This window comes from Streptomyces sp. NPDC007929, from assembly GCF_042959065.1.
GTDB lineage: Bacteria > Actinomycetota > Actinomycetes > Streptomycetales > Streptomycetaceae > Streptomyces.
This window is the reverse complement of record NZ_JBIBKD010000008.1, coordinates 20,272-36,882: the sequence shown is the minus strand read 5'-3', so window position 1 is coordinate 36,882 and position 16,611 is coordinate 20,272. Positions and strand designations below refer to the sequence as shown.

Here is a 16,611-nt window from a genome sequence, read left to right as displayed (position 1 = left end):
GTTCACCCCTTGTGGCCTGCGGAAATAACGAATTGGCGAGCTTTTCGCACCCATTGGTGGAGACCACTGACGCGCCCCTGGCCAGGGCCTGGCAACGGAATTCGCCCCTGAACGCGGCGAGGCCCGCGCCGAGTCGGATCGGCGCGGGCCTGACGGGGATCGGCCCTTGAGAAGGGGCCGATCGGGTGAGGTGATTACTGCGTCGGGGGCTGGGGCGGGGGTGGGGTCTGGTGCGGGGGCGGGGTCTGCCCGTCGGGCTGGGGCGGATGGCCTGGTTGGCCGGGCTGGCCGGGCTGGGGGTAGCCGTAGCCGGGCTGCGGGGGAGCGACCGGCGGTTGTTGGGTGGGGTGGGGGTAGGGCGGCTGGGCTGTGGCCTGTGGGTACGGCTGGCCCGGCTGAACCGGGGGCTGAACGGGGGGCTGGCCCGGCTGGGCGTAGGGCTGACCGGGCTGCGGGTACGGCTGGCCGGGCTGGGCGTAGGGCTGACCGGGCTGGGGCTGCTGCGGCTGCTGGGGGTACGGGCCCGGCTGGCCGGGAGCCGGCTGCTGCTGGCCGGGCTGCGGGTACGGCTGTCCCGGCTGGGCGAAGGGCTGACCGGGCATCGGCTGGCCCGGCATGGCCTGGCCGGGCATGGCCTGGCCGGGCAGCGGCGGGGCCGCGACCGGTGGCGGGTTGCCGTCCGAGGTCCACAGGCCGTGCGACTGCTGATGGCGGACGAAGTCCTCCGCGACCATGGCCGCGAGATTGAAGTACGCCTCCCGCACCTTCGGCCGCATCATGTCGAGGTCGACCTCGGCACCGGCGGAGAGGTGCTCGTCGAACGGCACGACGATGACGCCGCGGCAGCGCGTCTCGAAGTGCGACACGATGTCCTCGACCTTGATCATCTTGCCGGTCTCGCGGACTCCGGAGATGACGGTGATGGACCGCGAGACGAGGTCGGCGTACCCGTGCGCGGACAGCCAGTCGAGCGTCGTGCTCGCACTGCTCGCCCCGTCCACGGACGGTGTGGAGATGATGATGAGCTGGTCGGCGAGGTCCAGCACCCCGCGCATGGCGCTGTACAGCAGACCGGTGCCGGAGTCGGTGAGGATCACCGGGTACTGCTTGCCCAGCACGTCGATCGCGCGCCGGTAGTCCTCGTCGTTGAACGTCGTGGACACGGCCGGGTCGACGTCGTTGGCGATGATCTCCAGGCCGGAGCTGGCCTGGGACGTGAACCGCCGGATGTCCATGTACGAGTTGAGGTACGGGATCGCCTGGACGAGGTCGCGGATGGTCGCCCCGGTCTCCCGCCGCACCCGGCGCCCGAGCGTGCCCGCGTCCGGGTTGGCGTCGATCGCGAGGATCTTGTCCTGCCGCTCGGTGGCGAGCGTGGAGCCCAGCGCGGTGGTCGTGGTCGTCTTGCCGACACCGCCCTTGAGGCTGATCACGGCGATCCGGTAGCAGGACAGCACGGGCGTGCGGATCAGGTCGAGCTTGCGCTGCCGCTCGGCCTCCTCCTTCTTGCCACCGATCTTGAACCGTCCGCCGCCGGCCGCCGGACGGCTGCTCTTCGCCTTCTGCTTCTTGCTGTTGAGCAGCCGGTCGGACGACAGCTCCACGGCGGCGGTGTAACCGAGCGGCGCGGCCCCGGGGTTGGTCGGCTGCCGCTGGTCGTGCTGCATGGGCTGCGGCCACGCGGCCCCGGTCCGGGGGTCGACGGGCTGCTGAGGCTGCCCGGGGTGTCCCGGCTGCTGGCCGGGCTGGCCGGGCTGGCCGTGCTGACCGGCGTGCGGGGGCTGGGCCTCGGGCTGGGGCTGAGCCTGCGGCGGGACGCCGGGCTGGGACTGGGGCTGGGGCTGGTGGGGCTGCTGGGCGGGAGGCTGGGGGAATCCGTAGCCGCCCTGGGCGTCAGGGGTACCGGGGTGCGGGAATCCGTAGCCGGCCTGTGGGGCGGGGGCGCCCGGCTGGGGGAAGCCGTAGCCGTCCTGCGGGGCAGGGGCAGGGGCAGGGGCAGGGGCAGGGGTGGGGCTGGGGTTGGGGGCGGGCGGCGTGACGGGCTGTTGTGCAGGGGCTTGCTGAGCGGGGACTTGCTGTGCAGGGGCTTGCTGAGCCGCAGGCTGTCGGGCCGGAGGCTGCTGCGCTGCCGGGGCGGGCCCGCCCTGCTGGGGGAAGCCGTAGCCGCCCTGGGCGGGGGGCGCTTGCGGGCCGTCCGGCTGCTGGGCCGGGGGTTGCACGGCGGGAGCCGGGGCGCCGGGGTGGGGGAAGCCGTAGCCGCCCTGGGCGTTCGGCGCCGGGGGCTGCGCTCCGGGGTGCGGGAAGCCGTAACCACCGGGCTGCGGTGCGGGCTGGGCGGGCGGCTGGTTCGGCGGCGTCGGTGCGGGCTGCTGGTGCCACGCGGCGGGCGCGGGCTGCGGCGCCTGGGGCTGGAACGGCGGCTGCTGTGCCGGTACCGAGGGCTGCGCCGTCACCGGCGGCTGCCCCTGCGCATCGGCGGGCCGAGCCTCCGGACGGGGCTGCTGAGGCTGCACGGGCCACTGGTTGGCGGGCGCCGGGGCCGCCGGCTGGTACGACGGCGGCAGCGGCGGCACACCCTGGGGGAGCGGGGGAACCGAGTCGGCCGGTACGGCGTCCTCCGGCTCCCTCTCCGAGGACACAGGGTCGGCGGGGGCCGCGTCGGAGGGCTCCTCAGGAACGGCCACGGCGTCCGCACGCGCGTGCTCGGCGTCGACCGGTACGGCATCCTCGGGCTCGGCGGCCTGTGAGGGGGCTTCCTCGGCCTCGGCGTTCCCCGCCTCGGCGCCTTCCTCGTCCACCACTTCTTCCGCACGAGCGTCGTCGCCGGGCGCCTCGTCCTGGGCACCGGCGTCATCGGACGCGCCGCCGTCGGCTGCCACGGGCTGAGGCTCGACAACCACGGGCGCCGCGTCTTCACCCTCCGGCTGGGCCGCCTCGGCGTCCTCGACGTCCTCGGTGTCCTCGGCCGACGGCACGTCTGCGAAGGCGTCCGCGTCCAGCGCGTACTCCGATACGGCATCGGAGGCGCCGTCGTCCTCGGCGTCGTCCTCGGCGTCGACGTCAGGACCGTGCTCCTCCATGTCATCCACACGGACGGCGCTGTCGGTCTCGTCGACGGCCTCGTCCGCCTGGACGTCACCCTTGTCCTCGGCGTCAGGGACTCCGGGCACGTCGGCCGTGGGAACCGGCTCCGCGGCGGCCCGCTCCTCGATCTCCCGCTTGAGGGCGACGGCGGAGAAGCGCATGGTGGCACCGCTCTCCAGATCCCCGTCCGACGTCCCGCCCGCAGCCGGAACCTCGTCCGCCTCCGGAGGAGGAGCAGGAACGGGAGCAGCAGTGGGAGTCGGAGCAGCCGGAGCCGTCTCCGGCGGAGCCGGCGGCGTCCACTGAGCCTGATACCCGCCCACGGGAATGTTCGGCACAGCCGTGGGAGAAGCCGGTCCAGGCTGGGGCGAAGCCGGTTCGGCCTGGGGCGTCTCGGACTGCGCCTGCTGCGCGGCCTGCGGCTCGAAACCGCTCCCCATAGGCAACCTCGGCACCCCGGTGGGCCCGCCGACGGCAGGCGGAGTGAAAGGCGCACCCGGCGCGGGCGCCGGAGGCGTGAACGGAGCACCCGGAGTGGGCTCTGACGCGGGCGACGGGGCGGGTGACGGCGCGGGCGGTGTGAAGGGCGCACCGGGCGCCGGAGTCGGCTGCGAGGCGGAGGCCGGGCCCTGACCGGGACTCGGCGAGAACGCCGAGGCCGAACCGGAGGGGTTGGCATGCGGCGGCGGAGTCAGCCCGGGCAGCGGCGGCACCGGCCCCTTCGGCATCCCGGAGCCCGCGGACGCCCCGGAACCCCCGGGCCCTCCGGCAGCCCCAGAGGCACCGGACTCCTCGGACGTCCCCGCCCCCGCCCCCTGCCCCGAGGACGAGGTCCCCGAAGCGTTCTGCGTGTACCAGGCGGGCGGCGCGTAGTCGATGGTGAACTCGCCCGTCACCTCTGCTGCGGACTCCGCGTCGGGCTGGTCATCGCCGGGTGTCGCCCAGCCCCCGCGGATCCCGTCCCGATCGCTGCTCACAGTGTTCCTCCTGGTGTGGTCGAGCACCCTCATGCCGTGCTGGGGCGACCCTTGCTTGTCGTCCGACGTCGTACGAAGTCGAGTGAGGCGTAACAGGGGTCGTCCGAGGTCGTCCACTCCACAGGCTCCCCCGTCTGCCCCTGGGACGCCGACGCCTGCTCCACGCGGTCCGACGTCGATCCCTGTCCCAGCCTAATCACCACACACCCCGACCCGGCAGGCCCGTCTGCCCCTCCACAGCAACGCCAGACCTCGAAAACCAGGCAAATCCGACGCAATTGTCGGCGTAACAGTTGACAAACCGGGTGCGGTGAACGACTTCGCAGCCTGGCCCGTCAGTCCATCCGACGTGGCGTACCCAACAACCCGGTCTCCGCATCCGTGGGCTGCGTCATCACGTACTGCCGATCACGGTCGGTACACCACAGAGTGAGACCGTCGGACAGCCCTGGCAGGGAGTCCATTTCGGCCCGGGTGAGCGCCATCGCGCGGCCCAGTTCCGTGGCCTCGTCGGGCGACACCCTCTGGATCCCCACCAACCGCGCCTGCCGCACGAGCCGCGGAGCGACCGGGCTGACGTACGGCAACAGGGTCAGCACCGACTGCCAGGGGCCCGAGACCACGCGACCGCGAGGCGGCCGCATCCCGCAGTCCCGCACCACCAGCACCGGCGTACCGGCCGAGGCACCCAGCGGCGGCACCCGCCCTACGTCGTACACGGCCATCCCGTTCTGACCGCCCCCCATGGCGTGCACCATCGGCATCCAGACCTGGGCCCGTGCTGTCTCCACGGCGACCCGCGTTCCTGTCGCCGCCGCTCTGAGCGCGATGACCTGCACGGTCCACAGCCCGCCGATGAGCACGACGTCGTACGGCAGCGGCCGATTGAGCCCGAGTACGGCGGGCCGGTTCTGCGCGTCCATGCCGATGACGACGCCGTCGTCGGCGACGGGAAGGGCGAGAGTGTCCAGTTGCTCGACGGTCAGGGAGTGCCGAGGATGTCTCGGGCCGATCAATCCGAAGCCGCGGCGCAGCAGTTCACGCGCCCGCTCGGGGGCGGAGGGCTGCGGCTCGCCCCCTCCGGTCGCCGCCGCCCGTCCCACGCGCGGGGTCGTCGCCGTCACCGCGTACCTCCGAGGGGCAGAGTGGCCAGCATGCCCGGCACCTGCTCCCGGTCGAGCCGGGAGAGCCCCATGCCGGTGTGCCGGGCCGCGGCCTGCACCGCGCGCCGGGCGGCGACGAGTTCGTCGTCGCTGCGCCCGGTCACCCGCAGATGCCCGCTGACGGACACTGTCTTCCGCTCGCCCCGCCCGAGCGTGAGGCTGAAGGTGGTGGCGAGGGTGGGGACGGCCGTGACCAGAGCGACGAGCTGCGGCAGTGATGGCGCCCTCTCCCCACCCAGGGCGGGCCACCGGTTGATCCAGTACGTGGTGTGTCTGCGGTTGTCGCAGCGCCAGTTCCGGCCCGCCTCCTCGGTCCGCCGCTCCCGCGTGTCCGTCCGCCCGGCCTCCGCCGTCACCAACGGGTTGGCACAGAGCGACGTGGCGATGGCGGAGGTGAGCTGCTCCTCGTCGAGGAGGGTCGCCCGGAACCCGGATCCGGTGAGTCGGCTCGCGAGATGATCGGCGGCACGCACGACGCACTTCTGCGCTCCGACCAGGCCGCCCCCGCGCGCGGCCACCGCTTCGGCGCACAGTTCCGGATCGAGCTTCAACGCGATCCACGTGATACGTACTGCCGGTGCACCCGTCTGCTCCTGCAGGGGAGCGTAGTTGGCGACCGCCACGGACTGCCGGGGCAGATGGATCGCCGGCGCGGGCTGGGTGTGGAGCACGACCTGCGCCGACTCCAGCCGGATGCCGTCCACTTCCAGGGCGTCGTGCACCAGAGAGAGCGGCAACGGCTGTTGGTTCCGCTCGGCGCGCAACGCGGTGGCATCGGCCTCGACATGCAGGACCGCGGTCACGAACGTACCGTCCCCGACGATTCCGACGGGGCGGCGGTCGCGGCCGCTGTAGGTGTACGTCCGCAGACTCGGATCGCACTCCACGGCCGGCGCCAGCCCCGGCTCCGTGCCCTCCGGTATCGGCGTGCTCGCGGCCCGCCGCTGCCGCGCACGCAGCGCCTGAGCCGTGGCCAGCCACTCGGGCAGGGAACGCCCGCGGCGACGGAGGAAGGAGAGCAGCACCAGACAACCGGCGAGGACAGCAGCAGGCGCCACCGCCATGGGATCGATCAGCCATCCGACGAGCAGGATGGCCGCCGCGACCTCGAACAGGACCAAGCGCTGCAACCGGAACACCCCGGCTTGACCCGCACGCAATCTGGACTGGAGCGCGCCCGATGAGGCCGCCGGCTGCGCCGGTCCCTGCCCGGACACCGACGCACCCCGTGTCCGTGACCGGTCACGAAACCGGGCGCGCGTACCGGAAGCCATCAGTCCATCCCCCCGTTCTGCTGACGACTCGCTGGTGTCCCAGCACCGCTCCGTGCCCGTGAAGGCCCGGGCACCCTACCGGCTCCACAAGTCCCCGCGGATACCAGGCATAGTAGGGGGCCGCTCTGACATCGGGGCGGTCGGCCATGACGCATCAGGCAAGCGCGGCACGTCTGAACACGGGGAGAGACAAGCAGAGATGGCATCTCGGCGCGACCAGCTCAATGCCTACACCTTCGCGAAGCGCCGCATGCTCGCGGCTTTCCTGCAGTCGTCGCCCGACGGTTCGGAGGAGGGCGCGCCTCGTCCGCTGCGCGCGGTCGTCCCCGGCGTCATCGTAGGTGTGGTCGTCATGGCCGTCTTCGGGGCCTGGGGCATGTTCAAGCCCACCGCGCCCAAGGGCTGGGACGAGCCCAACGCCAAGGTGATCGTCGCCGGCGACTCGACCACGCGCTACGTCGTCCTGAAGACCGGAAAGCAGGCCCAGCTGCACCCCGTCCTCAACATGGCCTCCGCGAAGCTGCTCCTCGACGAGGGCAAGGGCGAGGTGGTGACCGTCGCCGAGTCGGTCCTCGACAACGGCAAGATCCCGCACGGGGTCACCATCGGCATCCCGTACGCGCCCGATCGGCTCCCCGAGGCGTCCGAGGCGGGCAGCGAGAAGCGCTGGGCGGTCTGTGAACGCCCCAGCGCGGGCGGCGAGTCCATCCAGAAGGCGGCCCTGGTCCTCGCCTCCCGTGACATGAAGGAGACCGAGGGCAAAGGGGAGAAACTGACGGGTGGGCAACTGCTCTACGTCGCGGCCCCGGACGGGAACCGCTACGTGGTGGACGCGAGCGGACGCTCGTACCCCGTCGACAAGAGCGACGAACTGCTGCTGCGTGCCGTCGTCGGCTCCGAGGGCAAGCCGCAGAAGGTGTCCGAGGAATGGCTGCGGACCCTGCACAAGGGCGACAGGATCTCCTTCCCGGCGATCCCGGGCCAGGTGGGCGCGGCGGCCGGCGCCCCCGGCCGGCTGGACGAGGCGACCGACAGGGTCGGCATGGTCCTCAAGGCGTCCGACCTCAACAGCGACCAGTACTACGTGGTGCTGCCCGGCCGGGTCGCTCCCGTCTCGGCCTTCGTCGCCCAGCTCCTGCTCTTCAGCGAGGACCTGGCCGCCCTCCGCCAGGCCGGTGAAGCCAAGGACATGAGCCCCGGCGCGATCGTGCCAGGCAAGCCGTTCGGCACCGAGCACCGCTGGCCGGCCGAGGACCCTCAGCCCGTCAACGAAGCCTCCGACGCGGCAGGAAGCCGCAGCACCGTCTGCAACGTCCTGCGCGCGGTGAACGCCGGCTCCGGCACCACGACCCTCAGCACCTGGGCGGGCACGGACTTCCCGGTCAAGCTCCCCACCGGATCCTCCAGCGCCTACGTCACGCCCGGCTCCGGCCAGCTCTACCGCCAGTTCCAGGGCAGGGAGACCAAGGCCGGCCCCGTCTTCCTCGTCACCGACACGGGCCTGCGCTACGTCCTGCAGTCCAACGCCGACAGCGGCGCCGACGACACAGGCATCGGTACGCCGGCCAAGGACCGCGAACAGGCCCAGCAGGAGGCCCAGCAGGCCCAGACCCGGCTGGGCTACAAGGACGTGGACCCCGCGCCGATCCCCGCCGCCTGGTCGGAGTTCCTGCCGACCGGCCCACGCCTGTCCACGACGGCGGCACGCCAGCCGCAGGGTTCCTGAGGGGCCCGGAGATGCCTCGCGTGCCCTCCCTCCGCCACCGTGCGACCACCATGGTGGCCGCGACCGTGCTCACGACCGCCCCCGTCGTCCTCGCAGCCCCCGCGGCCGCGGCCGACCTCCCGTACTCCGACCAGTGCGCGTTCCCCAACGGCAAGTACCCGGGCCGCCCCTGGTCCCTGCAGCGCGTCCTCCTGGACGAGCTGTGGAGCCAGTCCACGGGCAAGGGCATGCGGGTGGCGGTGATCGACACCGGCGTCGACGTGACGAACCCGCAACTCACCGAGGCCGTGGACGTGAAGAGCGGCCGCAACTTCCTGCCCAAGGACCTCAAGGACGACGACGGCAACCCGATCGAGCGGGGCAAGGAGAACGGCACCACGGACACGGTCGGCCACGGCACCAAGGTCGCCGGCATCATCGCCGCCCGGCCCGCCAAGGGCACCGGCTTCGTGGGCCTGGCCCCCGATGCGACGATCATTCCGATCCAGCAGAACGACGCGGAGGGCAACGGCGACGTCGGCACCCTGACCGCCGCGATCCATCACGCCGTTCAGGCCGGGGCCGACGTCATCAACATCTCCCAGGACACCACGAAGCCGATGACGTCCACGTCCCGTCTCAAACTGGCGATCGACCAGGCCCTGAACAAGGGGATCGTGGTCGTGGCCTCGGCGGGCAACGACGGCCTCGGCGGCAACGTGAAGGAGACCTACCCGGCTGCCTACGAGGGCGTCCTCGCCGTCGCCGCCTCAGACCGCAACAACGAGCGCGCCTCCTTCTCCCAGTCCGGCGAGTTCGTCGGCGTGGCGGCCCCGGGTGTCGACATGATCTCCACCGTCCCCAAGGGCGGCCACTGCTCCGACAGCGGTACGAGCTTCTCGGCGCCGTACGTCGCCGGCCTCGCGGCGCTGATCAAGGCGAAACACCCCGACTGGACGGCCCGGCAGATCGTCGCCCAGATCGAGCAGACCGCCGAGCGCACCACCGCCGGCCACGACCGTCTGGTCGGCTGGGGAGTGGTCGACCCCGTACGGGCCCTGACGCAGGACGAGCACCCCGTGGAGTCCCCCGACCCCCGAGCCGACCTGGGCAGAGCCGAAGCCCCCACCCCGGCCGAGTTCCGGATCGGCGAAACAGCCGAGGAACGCGACGCCCGCCTCGCCACCTACGTGACCGTGGGCTCGGCGGTCCTCGTCGCGGGGATGGGCGGCACGGCGGTGGCGATCCGCGATGCACGGCGCAGGCAGCGACGACGACCGGAGGACGGACCATGGACGCGCTGACCGAACTGAATGTCATAGGCCTCGTCCTGTCCGGCGTGCTGCTGGCCATGGCCTGCGTGAAGGCGGATTGGGTCCGGTCCTGGCGCTCCGGCATCAACCCGGCGGCCGAGGAACTGTCCGACGCCTCCTTCGTCGCCGCCCGCGTCGCGTTCGTCGCCCTGGCCGGCGTCGGCATCTATCTGTGTGTGCAGGGCTTGAATGTCTCCGATGACACGACGTGGGACGACGCCGAGTTCACGACCGCCGTCCAGGGCGCCACGGACGCCCTGGACGGCAGTTCCGGTTTCGGCGACATCTATGCCGAGGACAACGACACCGGCTGGATCGACGAATACGCGACAAAAATCGAGCAGAAGGTCGTCGAGCACGGCGGCGGCGACGCCCCGCAGTACGGCGTGAACGCGACGCCCGCCGACACGAGCACCGCAACCGAGGCCCGCTACACGGTCTCGGGCGCCGACTCGGCCTTCTGCATGCAGGTCACACGCACCCGGTCGAAGGACGGGGACTATGAGCCGCCGGGAATCGGGGGAGGTGAGGGGACGGTGACCGTCCCCTCGTATGACTTCGCGGTGATGACGCGCAAGGGTGGTTGCTGACCCCCGCGGCCCGGCCTGATCTCGTCCGCCTCGCAACTCGCGCACCACGAGAATCAGTTGGTCGTGTCAGACCCGTTGCCTAGAGTGGTCATCGAGTGTGCCGATCAGGTCAAACCTGTACACCGCTCAACGAATTATCGACGGGGACAACGGGGACCACGGGGAACGGGGAGGGAAGGCATGCTGCCTGCGGAGGGCTTCAAGGTCGGCTTGGAGGCGCTGGGCACCTTCAAGAAGCGTGTCGATGCCGTGCTCTCCACCTTCGAGGGCTCACCCGCAAGCCCTCAGAAGATCGCGGCGCACGCCCTCTCCGAAACCTCCTTCAGCGGCTCGGGCGGCTTCGCCGAGGCCAAGGGCCTCCACAGCCAGTACGAACGCGTCCACGAACGCCTCACCGCACTCTCCAAGAACCTCGGCCTTCAGATCGAGGCGATGCAGATCGCCGTCATGGGCGCCGGAGGAAACTTCAGCAACATCGACGAGGAGGAGCGGCGGCGGTTCTGGGAGATCAGGACGGAAATCGGCCGTCAGCAGCTTGAGGCGGAGCGGGAGAGGGCGGCGGCGGAGGCTGCGGAGCAGGGCAAGCCCATGCCGAAGAGCAACGACGAGCGGACGGTCACCTACTAGTGAGCGACAAGCAGAAGCCCCAGGATGCGCACCAGGCGGAGAGGGAACAGGCCGCGGCGCAGGTCGGCGCCATCGACATGGTGAGCGGTGCGACGGGGGTAGCCCAGCTCCTCCCCTTCGGCTGGAGCGTCCCCCGTGTCTTCGGCAAGACGAACTTCGAGGGCCACGCCCTGAACGCCATGATCGACATGGTGGAATCCGCAAAACCGGAGGACCTGGAACTTGCGGGCACTGCCCTGCTGAACGCCCAGACCGCCATCGAAGACGCCGCTGAGGAACTCGAAGGCCACATCACCCGGGTCGACTGGGAAGGCGAGTCGGGCGAGGCCTTCCGTAAATGGGGCGCGAATCTCGTCATCCACGCCCGCGAGCTCGCCGCCTTCGCGGACGCCGCCGGCACCCAGATCACGGCAGCGGCCACGGGCCTCGCCTCGGTCCGCAGCGCCATGCCGCCCCGCGACACCCGAGAGGACCCCAAAGCGGTCGCGGACATTCCGACGCCTAAGCAGATCGAGAGCAACGCGGAGTACGCGGCGGCGGTCAAGGCGGAGAAGGACCGCCAAGAGGCGATCAACCAGATGAACCGGCTGGCGTCCTTCTATGCGGTCTCGGAAGAGATCATGGCGGGCCAGGAGCCGCCTACGTTCGAGCCTATGCCGGATGTGGGGGTGCCCAAGCCGGATCCGACCTACCGGGCCCCCCGCGACGCTGGGGAAGCGCAAAGCTCCGGTGGGCTCGCGGCCGTGCGTGAGTCCATGGTTACCGGACCCGCCACCCCGAACATGGAATCAGTACGCCCGCGTTCGGGAGATGCCACGCCGCCGCTGAGGAATGTGGACGACTCGGCTATTGCGCGGGATGGGAATGTTGGCACGAAGATCGACAGCGTAGGCAGCCTGCCGCCCCAGGAAACCACAAGGCCCCTTACCAATGCGCCACATACAGTGACGGGTCCGAGCAGCAGTGGCGGGATCACCCCTACCTTTCCCTCCGCCATGGTTACTCCTGCCCCGAGCGGGCTGGCTGGCCGTACCTCGGGCTTCAGCGGAGCGAACGGCAACCGCGCCCCGATCTCGGCTCAGGGTCGTACAGGCGCTTCGAACGGCACCGTCGGCGGTCGCGGCACCGCTGGTCCGATGGGTCACGCCAGCACCACGGGGCAGTCAGGTGCTCGAAGTGCTGGCGCTTCCCCCATGGGCCGAGGCGTCTCCGGTGGAATGCCACGCACTGTCGGACGACCGGCGAGCGACCGCGCTGGCGGTGCGAGTTCCACAGGTGCGGCGCGCGGTAATGGAATTGTCGGAGGAAGGCCCGTTACAGGTCCTCAAGGGACGACCGGCTCCAAGGTCCCGCGCGGTACGGTCGTCGGCGCTGGCGGCAACACTGGCTCCCGTGCGCCCGTCGGGCAGCGTGGAGTGATCGGAGCGCCGAACTCCACCCCTGGCACTCGTCCGGGCCAGGCTGCGCGTCCAGCTGCGGGCAACGCCGAGGGCGTCGTCGGTACACCTAAGGGGCGAGGCGAAGCCGAAAGAAGCGGTGGGCCCACCGGAGGCGGCGCAGGTGCGCCGCGCGACCGCACGGGAAACCGACGCAATGGGAACCGCACGGATCGTGAGAGTGAGTCTCAACCGAAAACCCCGCGACGCACGCCACCAGTGACTGACTGATCAGAGCGAGGATCTACACAGGCATGACAGGGACCAGCCCGCGTTGCGGATCGACGGCGTTCTTCGCAGGACTTACCGGAAGTCGGGTGCTCACCGCGTGCGCGGCACTCGGTGCTTTCGCAGTTATGTCTTCGGTACTGGCTCCGAGTGCGACCGCCGCAGACGTTCAGTCGAAGCAGTGGTACTTGAACGCGATGCAGGCCGAAGACATGTGGAAAGTCAGCACCGGCAAGGGTGTCAAGATTGCGGTGCTGGACACAGGCGTGAATCCCGATACATCTTCCCTTAAGGGGCAAGTGCTAGGGGGCGAGGTGCCGGACGCAGTTTCGTACAACGCTACCGAGGACTACGACGGCCACGGCACCAGCATGGCGGAACTGATTGCTGGGACTGGTGCCGGAGAGGGCATGCAAGGCTTGGCCCCCGGAGCGAAGATCATCCCCATTCGGATGCTCGTCAACGGTGTGAAAAACCCGACCGACAAGAAGAAGACCCCCTCCGCGGCGAATGCGATCAGGGCGGCGGCGGACAGCGACGCGCAGATCATCAATATGTCCTACGGTGGTCGTTTCATCGACCCGGACGAGGAGAAGGCCATCAAGTACGCCCACTCCAAGGGCAAGTTGATGTTTGCTGCCACAGGCAACGATGCCAAAACCAAGAACTTCATTGACTACCCTGCGGCCTACCCGTACGTGGTCGGGGTGGCCGCCGCAGACGACAAGGGGAAAGTGGGCGAATTCTCGGAGTACGGCAACTATGTCGATCTGTCAGCTCCTGGTCTCGACGTGCCCACGTGGTGCGACGCCACATTCCGCTCCTACTGCGATGGTCGTGGAACGAGCATGGCCACTGCCATCGCCTCCGCCTCAGCCGCCCTCATCTGGTCGGCACACCCGGACTGGACCGCCAACCAGGTCCTGCGCACCATGATCGATACGGCAGGGCGCACCTGGGAGAAGGGCGAACGGAGCAACTACCTCGGCTACGGCGCTGTCCGCCCCCGCAAGGTGTTGGAGAACAGCGACATCAACCCGGGATCGGCCGCCACCGACCCCCTCAGCTTCGAGAACGGCACCGGTGTCACGGGCGTCACCGCCACACCTTCCGCACCCGCACCAACATCGTCACAGGCCCCCAAGAACACCTCTGGCGGCCAGACTTCGGCGGCAGGCTCGACCTCGGAGCCGTCCGACAGCACCACGATGTGGGTCGCGCTCGGCGCCGCAGGGACGGCCCTGGCGATCGGGGGCGGTGCCTTCGCGCTGATCCGCTCGCGGCGAAAAGCATGACCACTCACGTGGGTCAACCGGTCGCACACAACCTCTCCGGCGCGATGACGCGCTCGGAATCGAACCAGAGCTCTGTGAAGGGAAGCGCCGAAATGGTCGACCGCAAGCTAAACGAAAGTGACGTACAGAGGCTTCAGACCGAGGTTGTCGATCGATACGACAACATCAGGGGATCCCTCGCGAAGCTGCAGGGCACGATCGACATGATCGAGAAGGCTTGGAGGGGGCAGGGCGCCCAGGCGTTCAACACCAAGCAGACGGAAATCAACCAGCACATGGTCGCGATCGGCAAGATGCTCGATGACTTCCTTGAGGGCATCAACCTGAACAAGACCGACAAGCGCAACCTCGAAGACCAGATCGAGGCGGACCTCAAGCAGATCGCGGTGGACGATCTCGGTGGAAAGACTTCGGCGCTCAACAGCTACTGAGGCACGCGGACGAGCCACCGGGCGGCAGCGAGCCGCACCGCCTTCCGGGCCGCGCAGCCCGGCTGAAATCTGCAGAGAAACGAGGGAAACATGTCCGGAGCACACTACGACGAACTCGCCGTCACGTACGGCACCATGGACGCACTCGCCACCGAGCTCGGCAATCAGGCGAAGAAGCTCGAGGAGGACCTCGAGGCCCTGAAGCAGGCCGTGCTCAACGTGTCCGCGGGCTGGGGCGGCGAAGCGTACGAGGAGTTCCAGAAGAAGACCAAGCAGTGGGACACGCACGCACGCGGCATCCACCAGGCGCTGGTCAACATCTCACAGCGAGTCCACACCGCCGGCGGTGACTACCGGGGCGGCGACCTGAAGGGCGCCAGCTACTTCCAGTAGGAGCGCACGGTCGGAAAAACAGGGTGGGCACGCACGGGAGGTGCCCACCCTGCGCTGTCTGCTTCCAGCTCCTTCTTGTCCTGACCTCAAGATCGGAATCATTTATGCCCGCAACGCGGTCGTTCGCAACGATCTCGATCCTCCCGGCCGTAGCCGCTGGCGTGCTGCTTGTCGGCTGCTCGGCTTCGTCAACATTGGGTCGACGGCGAAAATGTCTCCGGATAAGCTGGCCACCCTAGTAGTGCTTCGTTATGTTGAGTGATCTCGGCTGATCGCGGGCAGCTTCCCGGAATGAGGTTGGGGGAAGTGGAACGGCTCCGGGGCGAGTTATCGGAGTTCGTTGCCGATATGTTCGGGTCGTTTCCGCGGCGGGATCAGCGGCGGTGGGGCGAGTGTTATCTGCGGGGCCTGATGCTCGACGGCCGGCGCAAGTCGATCCAGCCGATGGCCGAGCGTCTGCCGGACGGGAACATGCAGGCCCTGCAGCAGTTCGTGAACCAGTCGCCATGGGATCCGCTGCCGGTCAGGCAGCGGATCGCCGAGCGGCTGTCCGGAGTTGTCAGGCCCGAGGTGTGGGTGATCGACGATGTGTCGTTCCCCAAGTGCGGCAAGGCGTCGGTCGGGGTGGCCCGCCAGTACTGCGGAGCGGTCGGCAAACGGGCGAACTGCCAGGTCGCGGTCAGTGTCCATGCTGCCACCGACACGGCCTCGTGCCCGTTGGAGTGGCAGTTGTATCTGCCGCGTGAGTGGACGGACGAACCGGAGCGATGCCGCAGGGCAGGTGTCCCCGACGACGTGGTGCACCAGGAGAAGTGGCGTCTCGCGCTCGGCCTGCTGGACACACTCGCCCAGTGGCAGTTGAAGGCACCGGTCGTGGTCGCCGACGCCGGCTACGGCGTCAGCACTCCCTTCCGACTCGGCCTCGAGGAGCGAGGGCTGTCCTATGTCCTGGCCCTGACCGGGAAGGAAGTCGCCCACCCGGAGGATGTTGAGCCGTACCAGCCTGCTTACGGCGGACTCGGACCGCCCACCCTTCCCCGCTACCGCACCCCACCGCGAACCGTCTGCGCCCTCGCAGCGGAGGCCGGTGCCGACCGGTTCACCGAGGTGACCTGGAGGCAGGGCAGCAAAGGCACGATGACCTCACGCTTCGCGGTCCTGACGGTCCGGCCCGCGGGCAAGCAGTCCCTGGCCGCAGCGCAGGAGGCGGGTGGCGGCCGCACCCGGTGGGACGGCGTCCTGCCCGTCCAGACACTCCTGGTCGAGTGGCCGGACGGCCAGGACGCTCCCACGGACTACTGGATATCGAACCTGCCCGCCACCACACCGGCCGCTGACCTGGTGCGGTGGGCCAAGATGCGCTGGCGGATCGAGCACGACTACCGCGAGCTCAAGCACGGCCTGGGACTGGACCACTTCGAGGGCCGCACCTGGCGCGGCTGGCACCACCACGTCACCCTCGTTTTCATCCCATGCCATCGCGCTGGGCCCCATCCCCGAGTCCCCGTAAGCCGTGCGATGGACGGCATTCTGTCGAACGCATGACGAACCACGACCGTGAGTCCCGTTCAAACAAGTCTCGGATCCCATTACGCTTTGCGGCACTTCCCTACCTTGTATGCGTGGTGCGAGAGCTGAACCGCGAACTCCGCCAGCGCTTCCCGTAGCTCGTTGCCGTGTATGCGAGTTTCGCCGATGACCCTGGCTTCTGTGATCAGCGCGTATTGCTGCACAGCGTCATCGGGCGTTGTGCCGGGCGGCGTGCAGGGAACATAGACGGAAGCAAGCCGATCAAGCGTGAGAGTCTTTGCGTGGCCACTCGAGCCCTGCCGCAGTTCTCCTCTGCCTTCCCCTGCCTCCTGCCGATAGCCCGAAAGCCAGGTCTCGGAAGTGGCGTCCTGCAGATCTGACTCGCCCGAAACGATGTGATCGGCGCTCGTCAACACTCGGCAGTAGAAGGTGAAGTTCTTGCCCATGCCGTCGCTTTCGCCTCGATCGTTAGCTGATCGCGCTGCTGGAAGAACACTCTGCACTGTGCTTCGATCCACGGCGCCGCCACATGGCCGTGCTGGCAGGCGGTCGAGTCCTTTAGTAA

13 protein-coding genes and 1 pseudogene are annotated in these 16,611 nt (G+C 69.5%); 9 read left to right on the top strand and 5 right to left on the bottom strand.

Annotated elements, in window-relative coordinates:
* Positions 1 to 194: 194 nt before the first annotated feature.
* From ACFZDE_RS26285 to eccE, 4 genes and pseudogenes are all read right to left on the bottom strand, one after another.
* Positions 195 to 3,245, bottom strand: coding sequence for an AAA family ATPase (locus tag ACFZDE_RS26285; protein ID WP_391204436.1), 3,051 nt, complete (start codon positions 3,243 to 3,245; stop codon positions 195 to 197).
* A gap of 687 nt (positions 3,246 to 3,932) precedes the next feature.
* Positions 3,933 to 4,094 (bottom strand): annotated as a pseudogene (locus ACFZDE_RS26280) (SCO5717 family growth-regulating ATPase); the annotation flags it as partial.
* Positions 4,095 to 4,396: 302 nt separating this feature from the next.
* The gene (locus ACFZDE_RS26275) at positions 4,397 to 5,185 is read right to left on the bottom strand and encodes a hypothetical protein (RefSeq protein WP_391005805.1); all 789 of its coding nucleotides are present in this window, start codon (positions 5,183 to 5,185) and stop codon (positions 4,397 to 4,399) included.
* Positions 5,182 to 6,498, bottom strand: a complete 1,317-nt coding sequence (eccE, locus tag ACFZDE_RS26270; RefSeq protein WP_391203793.1) for a type VII secretion protein EccE — start codon at positions 6,496 to 6,498, stop codon at positions 5,182 to 5,184. The genes ACFZDE_RS26275 and eccE overlap by 4 nt, the downstream gene beginning before the upstream one ends.
* 199 nt (positions 6,499 to 6,697) lie before the next feature.
* Between eccE and eccB the strand changes: the two genes are divergently transcribed.
* The 9 genes from eccB (at position 6,698) to ACFZDE_RS26225 (ending at position 16,061) form a co-directional block, all read left to right on the top strand.
* A complete protein-coding gene (gene eccB / locus ACFZDE_RS26265) occupies positions 6,698 to 8,224 on the top strand; it encodes a type VII secretion protein EccB (RefSeq protein ID WP_391203790.1) in 1,527 nt (508 codons plus the stop codon).
* 11 nt (positions 8,225 to 8,235) lie between these two features.
* Positions 8,236 to 9,507, top strand: coding sequence for a type VII secretion-associated serine protease mycosin (mycP, locus tag ACFZDE_RS26260; RefSeq protein ID WP_391203787.1), 1,272 nt, complete (start codon positions 8,236 to 8,238; stop codon positions 9,505 to 9,507).
* Positions 9,495 to 10,106 (top strand): hypothetical protein, encoded by a 612-nt coding sequence (locus ACFZDE_RS26255; protein ID WP_391203784.1) that lies wholly within the window; start codon positions 9,495 to 9,497, stop codon positions 10,104 to 10,106. Before mycP ends, ACFZDE_RS26255 begins: the two co-directional genes overlap by 13 nt.
* A gap of 180 nt (positions 10,107 to 10,286) precedes the next feature.
* The gene (locus tag ACFZDE_RS26250) at positions 10,287 to 10,733 is read left to right on the top strand and encodes a hypothetical protein (protein WP_391203781.1); all 447 of its coding nucleotides are present in this window, start codon (positions 10,287 to 10,289) and stop codon (positions 10,731 to 10,733) included.
* Positions 10,733 to 12,400 carry a hypothetical protein gene (locus tag ACFZDE_RS26245; protein ID WP_391203778.1) on the top strand — a complete coding sequence of 556 codons (1,668 nt, stop codon included), beginning with the start codon at positions 10,733 to 10,735 and terminating at the stop codon, positions 12,398 to 12,400. Before ACFZDE_RS26250 ends, ACFZDE_RS26245 begins: the two co-directional genes overlap by 1 nt.
* A 194-nt stretch (positions 12,401 to 12,594) precedes the next feature.
* A complete protein-coding gene (locus ACFZDE_RS26240; protein WP_391204433.1) occupies positions 12,595 to 13,692 on the top strand; it encodes a S8 family serine peptidase in 1,098 nt (365 codons plus the stop codon).
* Positions 13,689 to 14,123: a WXG100 family type VII secretion target gene (locus ACFZDE_RS26235; protein ID WP_391203775.1), complete on the top strand. Its 435-nt coding sequence runs from the start codon at positions 13,689 to 13,691 to the stop codon at positions 14,121 to 14,123. The genes ACFZDE_RS26240 and ACFZDE_RS26235 overlap by 4 nt, the downstream gene beginning before the upstream one ends.
* Positions 14,124 to 14,213: 90 nt before the next feature.
* The gene (locus tag ACFZDE_RS26230; protein WP_391005826.1) at positions 14,214 to 14,516 is read left to right on the top strand and encodes a WXG100 family type VII secretion target; all 303 of its coding nucleotides are present in this window, start codon (positions 14,214 to 14,216) and stop codon (positions 14,514 to 14,516) included.
* Between the two features lie 291 nt (positions 14,517 to 14,807).
* Positions 14,808 to 16,061, top strand: a complete 1,254-nt coding sequence (locus ACFZDE_RS26225) for an IS701 family transposase (RefSeq protein ID WP_391203772.1) — start codon at positions 14,808 to 14,810, stop codon at positions 16,059 to 16,061.
* Positions 16,062 to 16,105: 44 nt separating this feature from the next.
* Here the strand turns inward: ACFZDE_RS26225 and ACFZDE_RS26220 are convergent, their stop codons facing one another.
* Positions 16,106 to 16,492 (bottom strand): hypothetical protein, encoded by a 387-nt coding sequence (locus ACFZDE_RS26220; protein WP_391203769.1) that lies wholly within the window; start codon positions 16,490 to 16,492, stop codon positions 16,106 to 16,108.
* Positions 16,493 to 16,611 lie beyond the last annotated feature (119 nt).

Bases quoted from the DNA above. Each gene is read 5' to 3' on its own strand.
- ACFZDE_RS26240 (WP_391204433.1), top strand. From the start codon at position 12,595: ATGCAGGCCGAAGACATGTGGAAAGTCAGCACCGGCAAGGGTGTCAAG.
- ACFZDE_RS26235 (WP_391203775.1), top strand. From the start codon at position 13,689: ATGACCACTCACGTGGGTCAACCGGTCGCACACAACCTCTCCGGCGCG.
- eccE (WP_391203793.1), bottom strand. From the start codon at position 6,498: ATGGCTTCCGGTACGCGCGCCCGGTTTCGTGACCGGTCACGGACACGG.
- ACFZDE_RS26285 (WP_391204436.1), bottom strand. From the start codon at position 3,245: ATGCGCTTCTCCGCCGTCGCCCTCAAGCGGGAGATCGAGGAGCGGGCC.
- ACFZDE_RS26225 (WP_391203772.1), top strand. From the start codon at position 14,808: ATGAGGTTGGGGGAAGTGGAACGGCTCCGGGGCGAGTTATCGGAGTTC.
- mycP (WP_391203787.1), top strand. From the start codon at position 8,236: ATGCCTCGCGTGCCCTCCCTCCGCCACCGTGCGACCACCATGGTGGCC.
- eccB (WP_391203790.1), top strand. From the start codon at position 6,698: ATGGCATCTCGGCGCGACCAGCTCAATGCCTACACCTTCGCGAAGCGC.
- ACFZDE_RS26220 (WP_391203769.1), bottom strand. From the start codon at position 16,492: ATGGGCAAGAACTTCACCTTCTACTGCCGAGTGTTGACGAGCGCCGAT.
- ACFZDE_RS26230 (WP_391005826.1), top strand. From the start codon at position 14,214: ATGTCCGGAGCACACTACGACGAACTCGCCGTCACGTACGGCACCATG.
- ACFZDE_RS26255 (WP_391203784.1), top strand. From the start codon at position 9,495: ATGGACGCGCTGACCGAACTGAATGTCATAGGCCTCGTCCTGTCCGGC.
- ACFZDE_RS26250 (WP_391203781.1), top strand. From the start codon at position 10,287: ATGCTGCCTGCGGAGGGCTTCAAGGTCGGCTTGGAGGCGCTGGGCACC.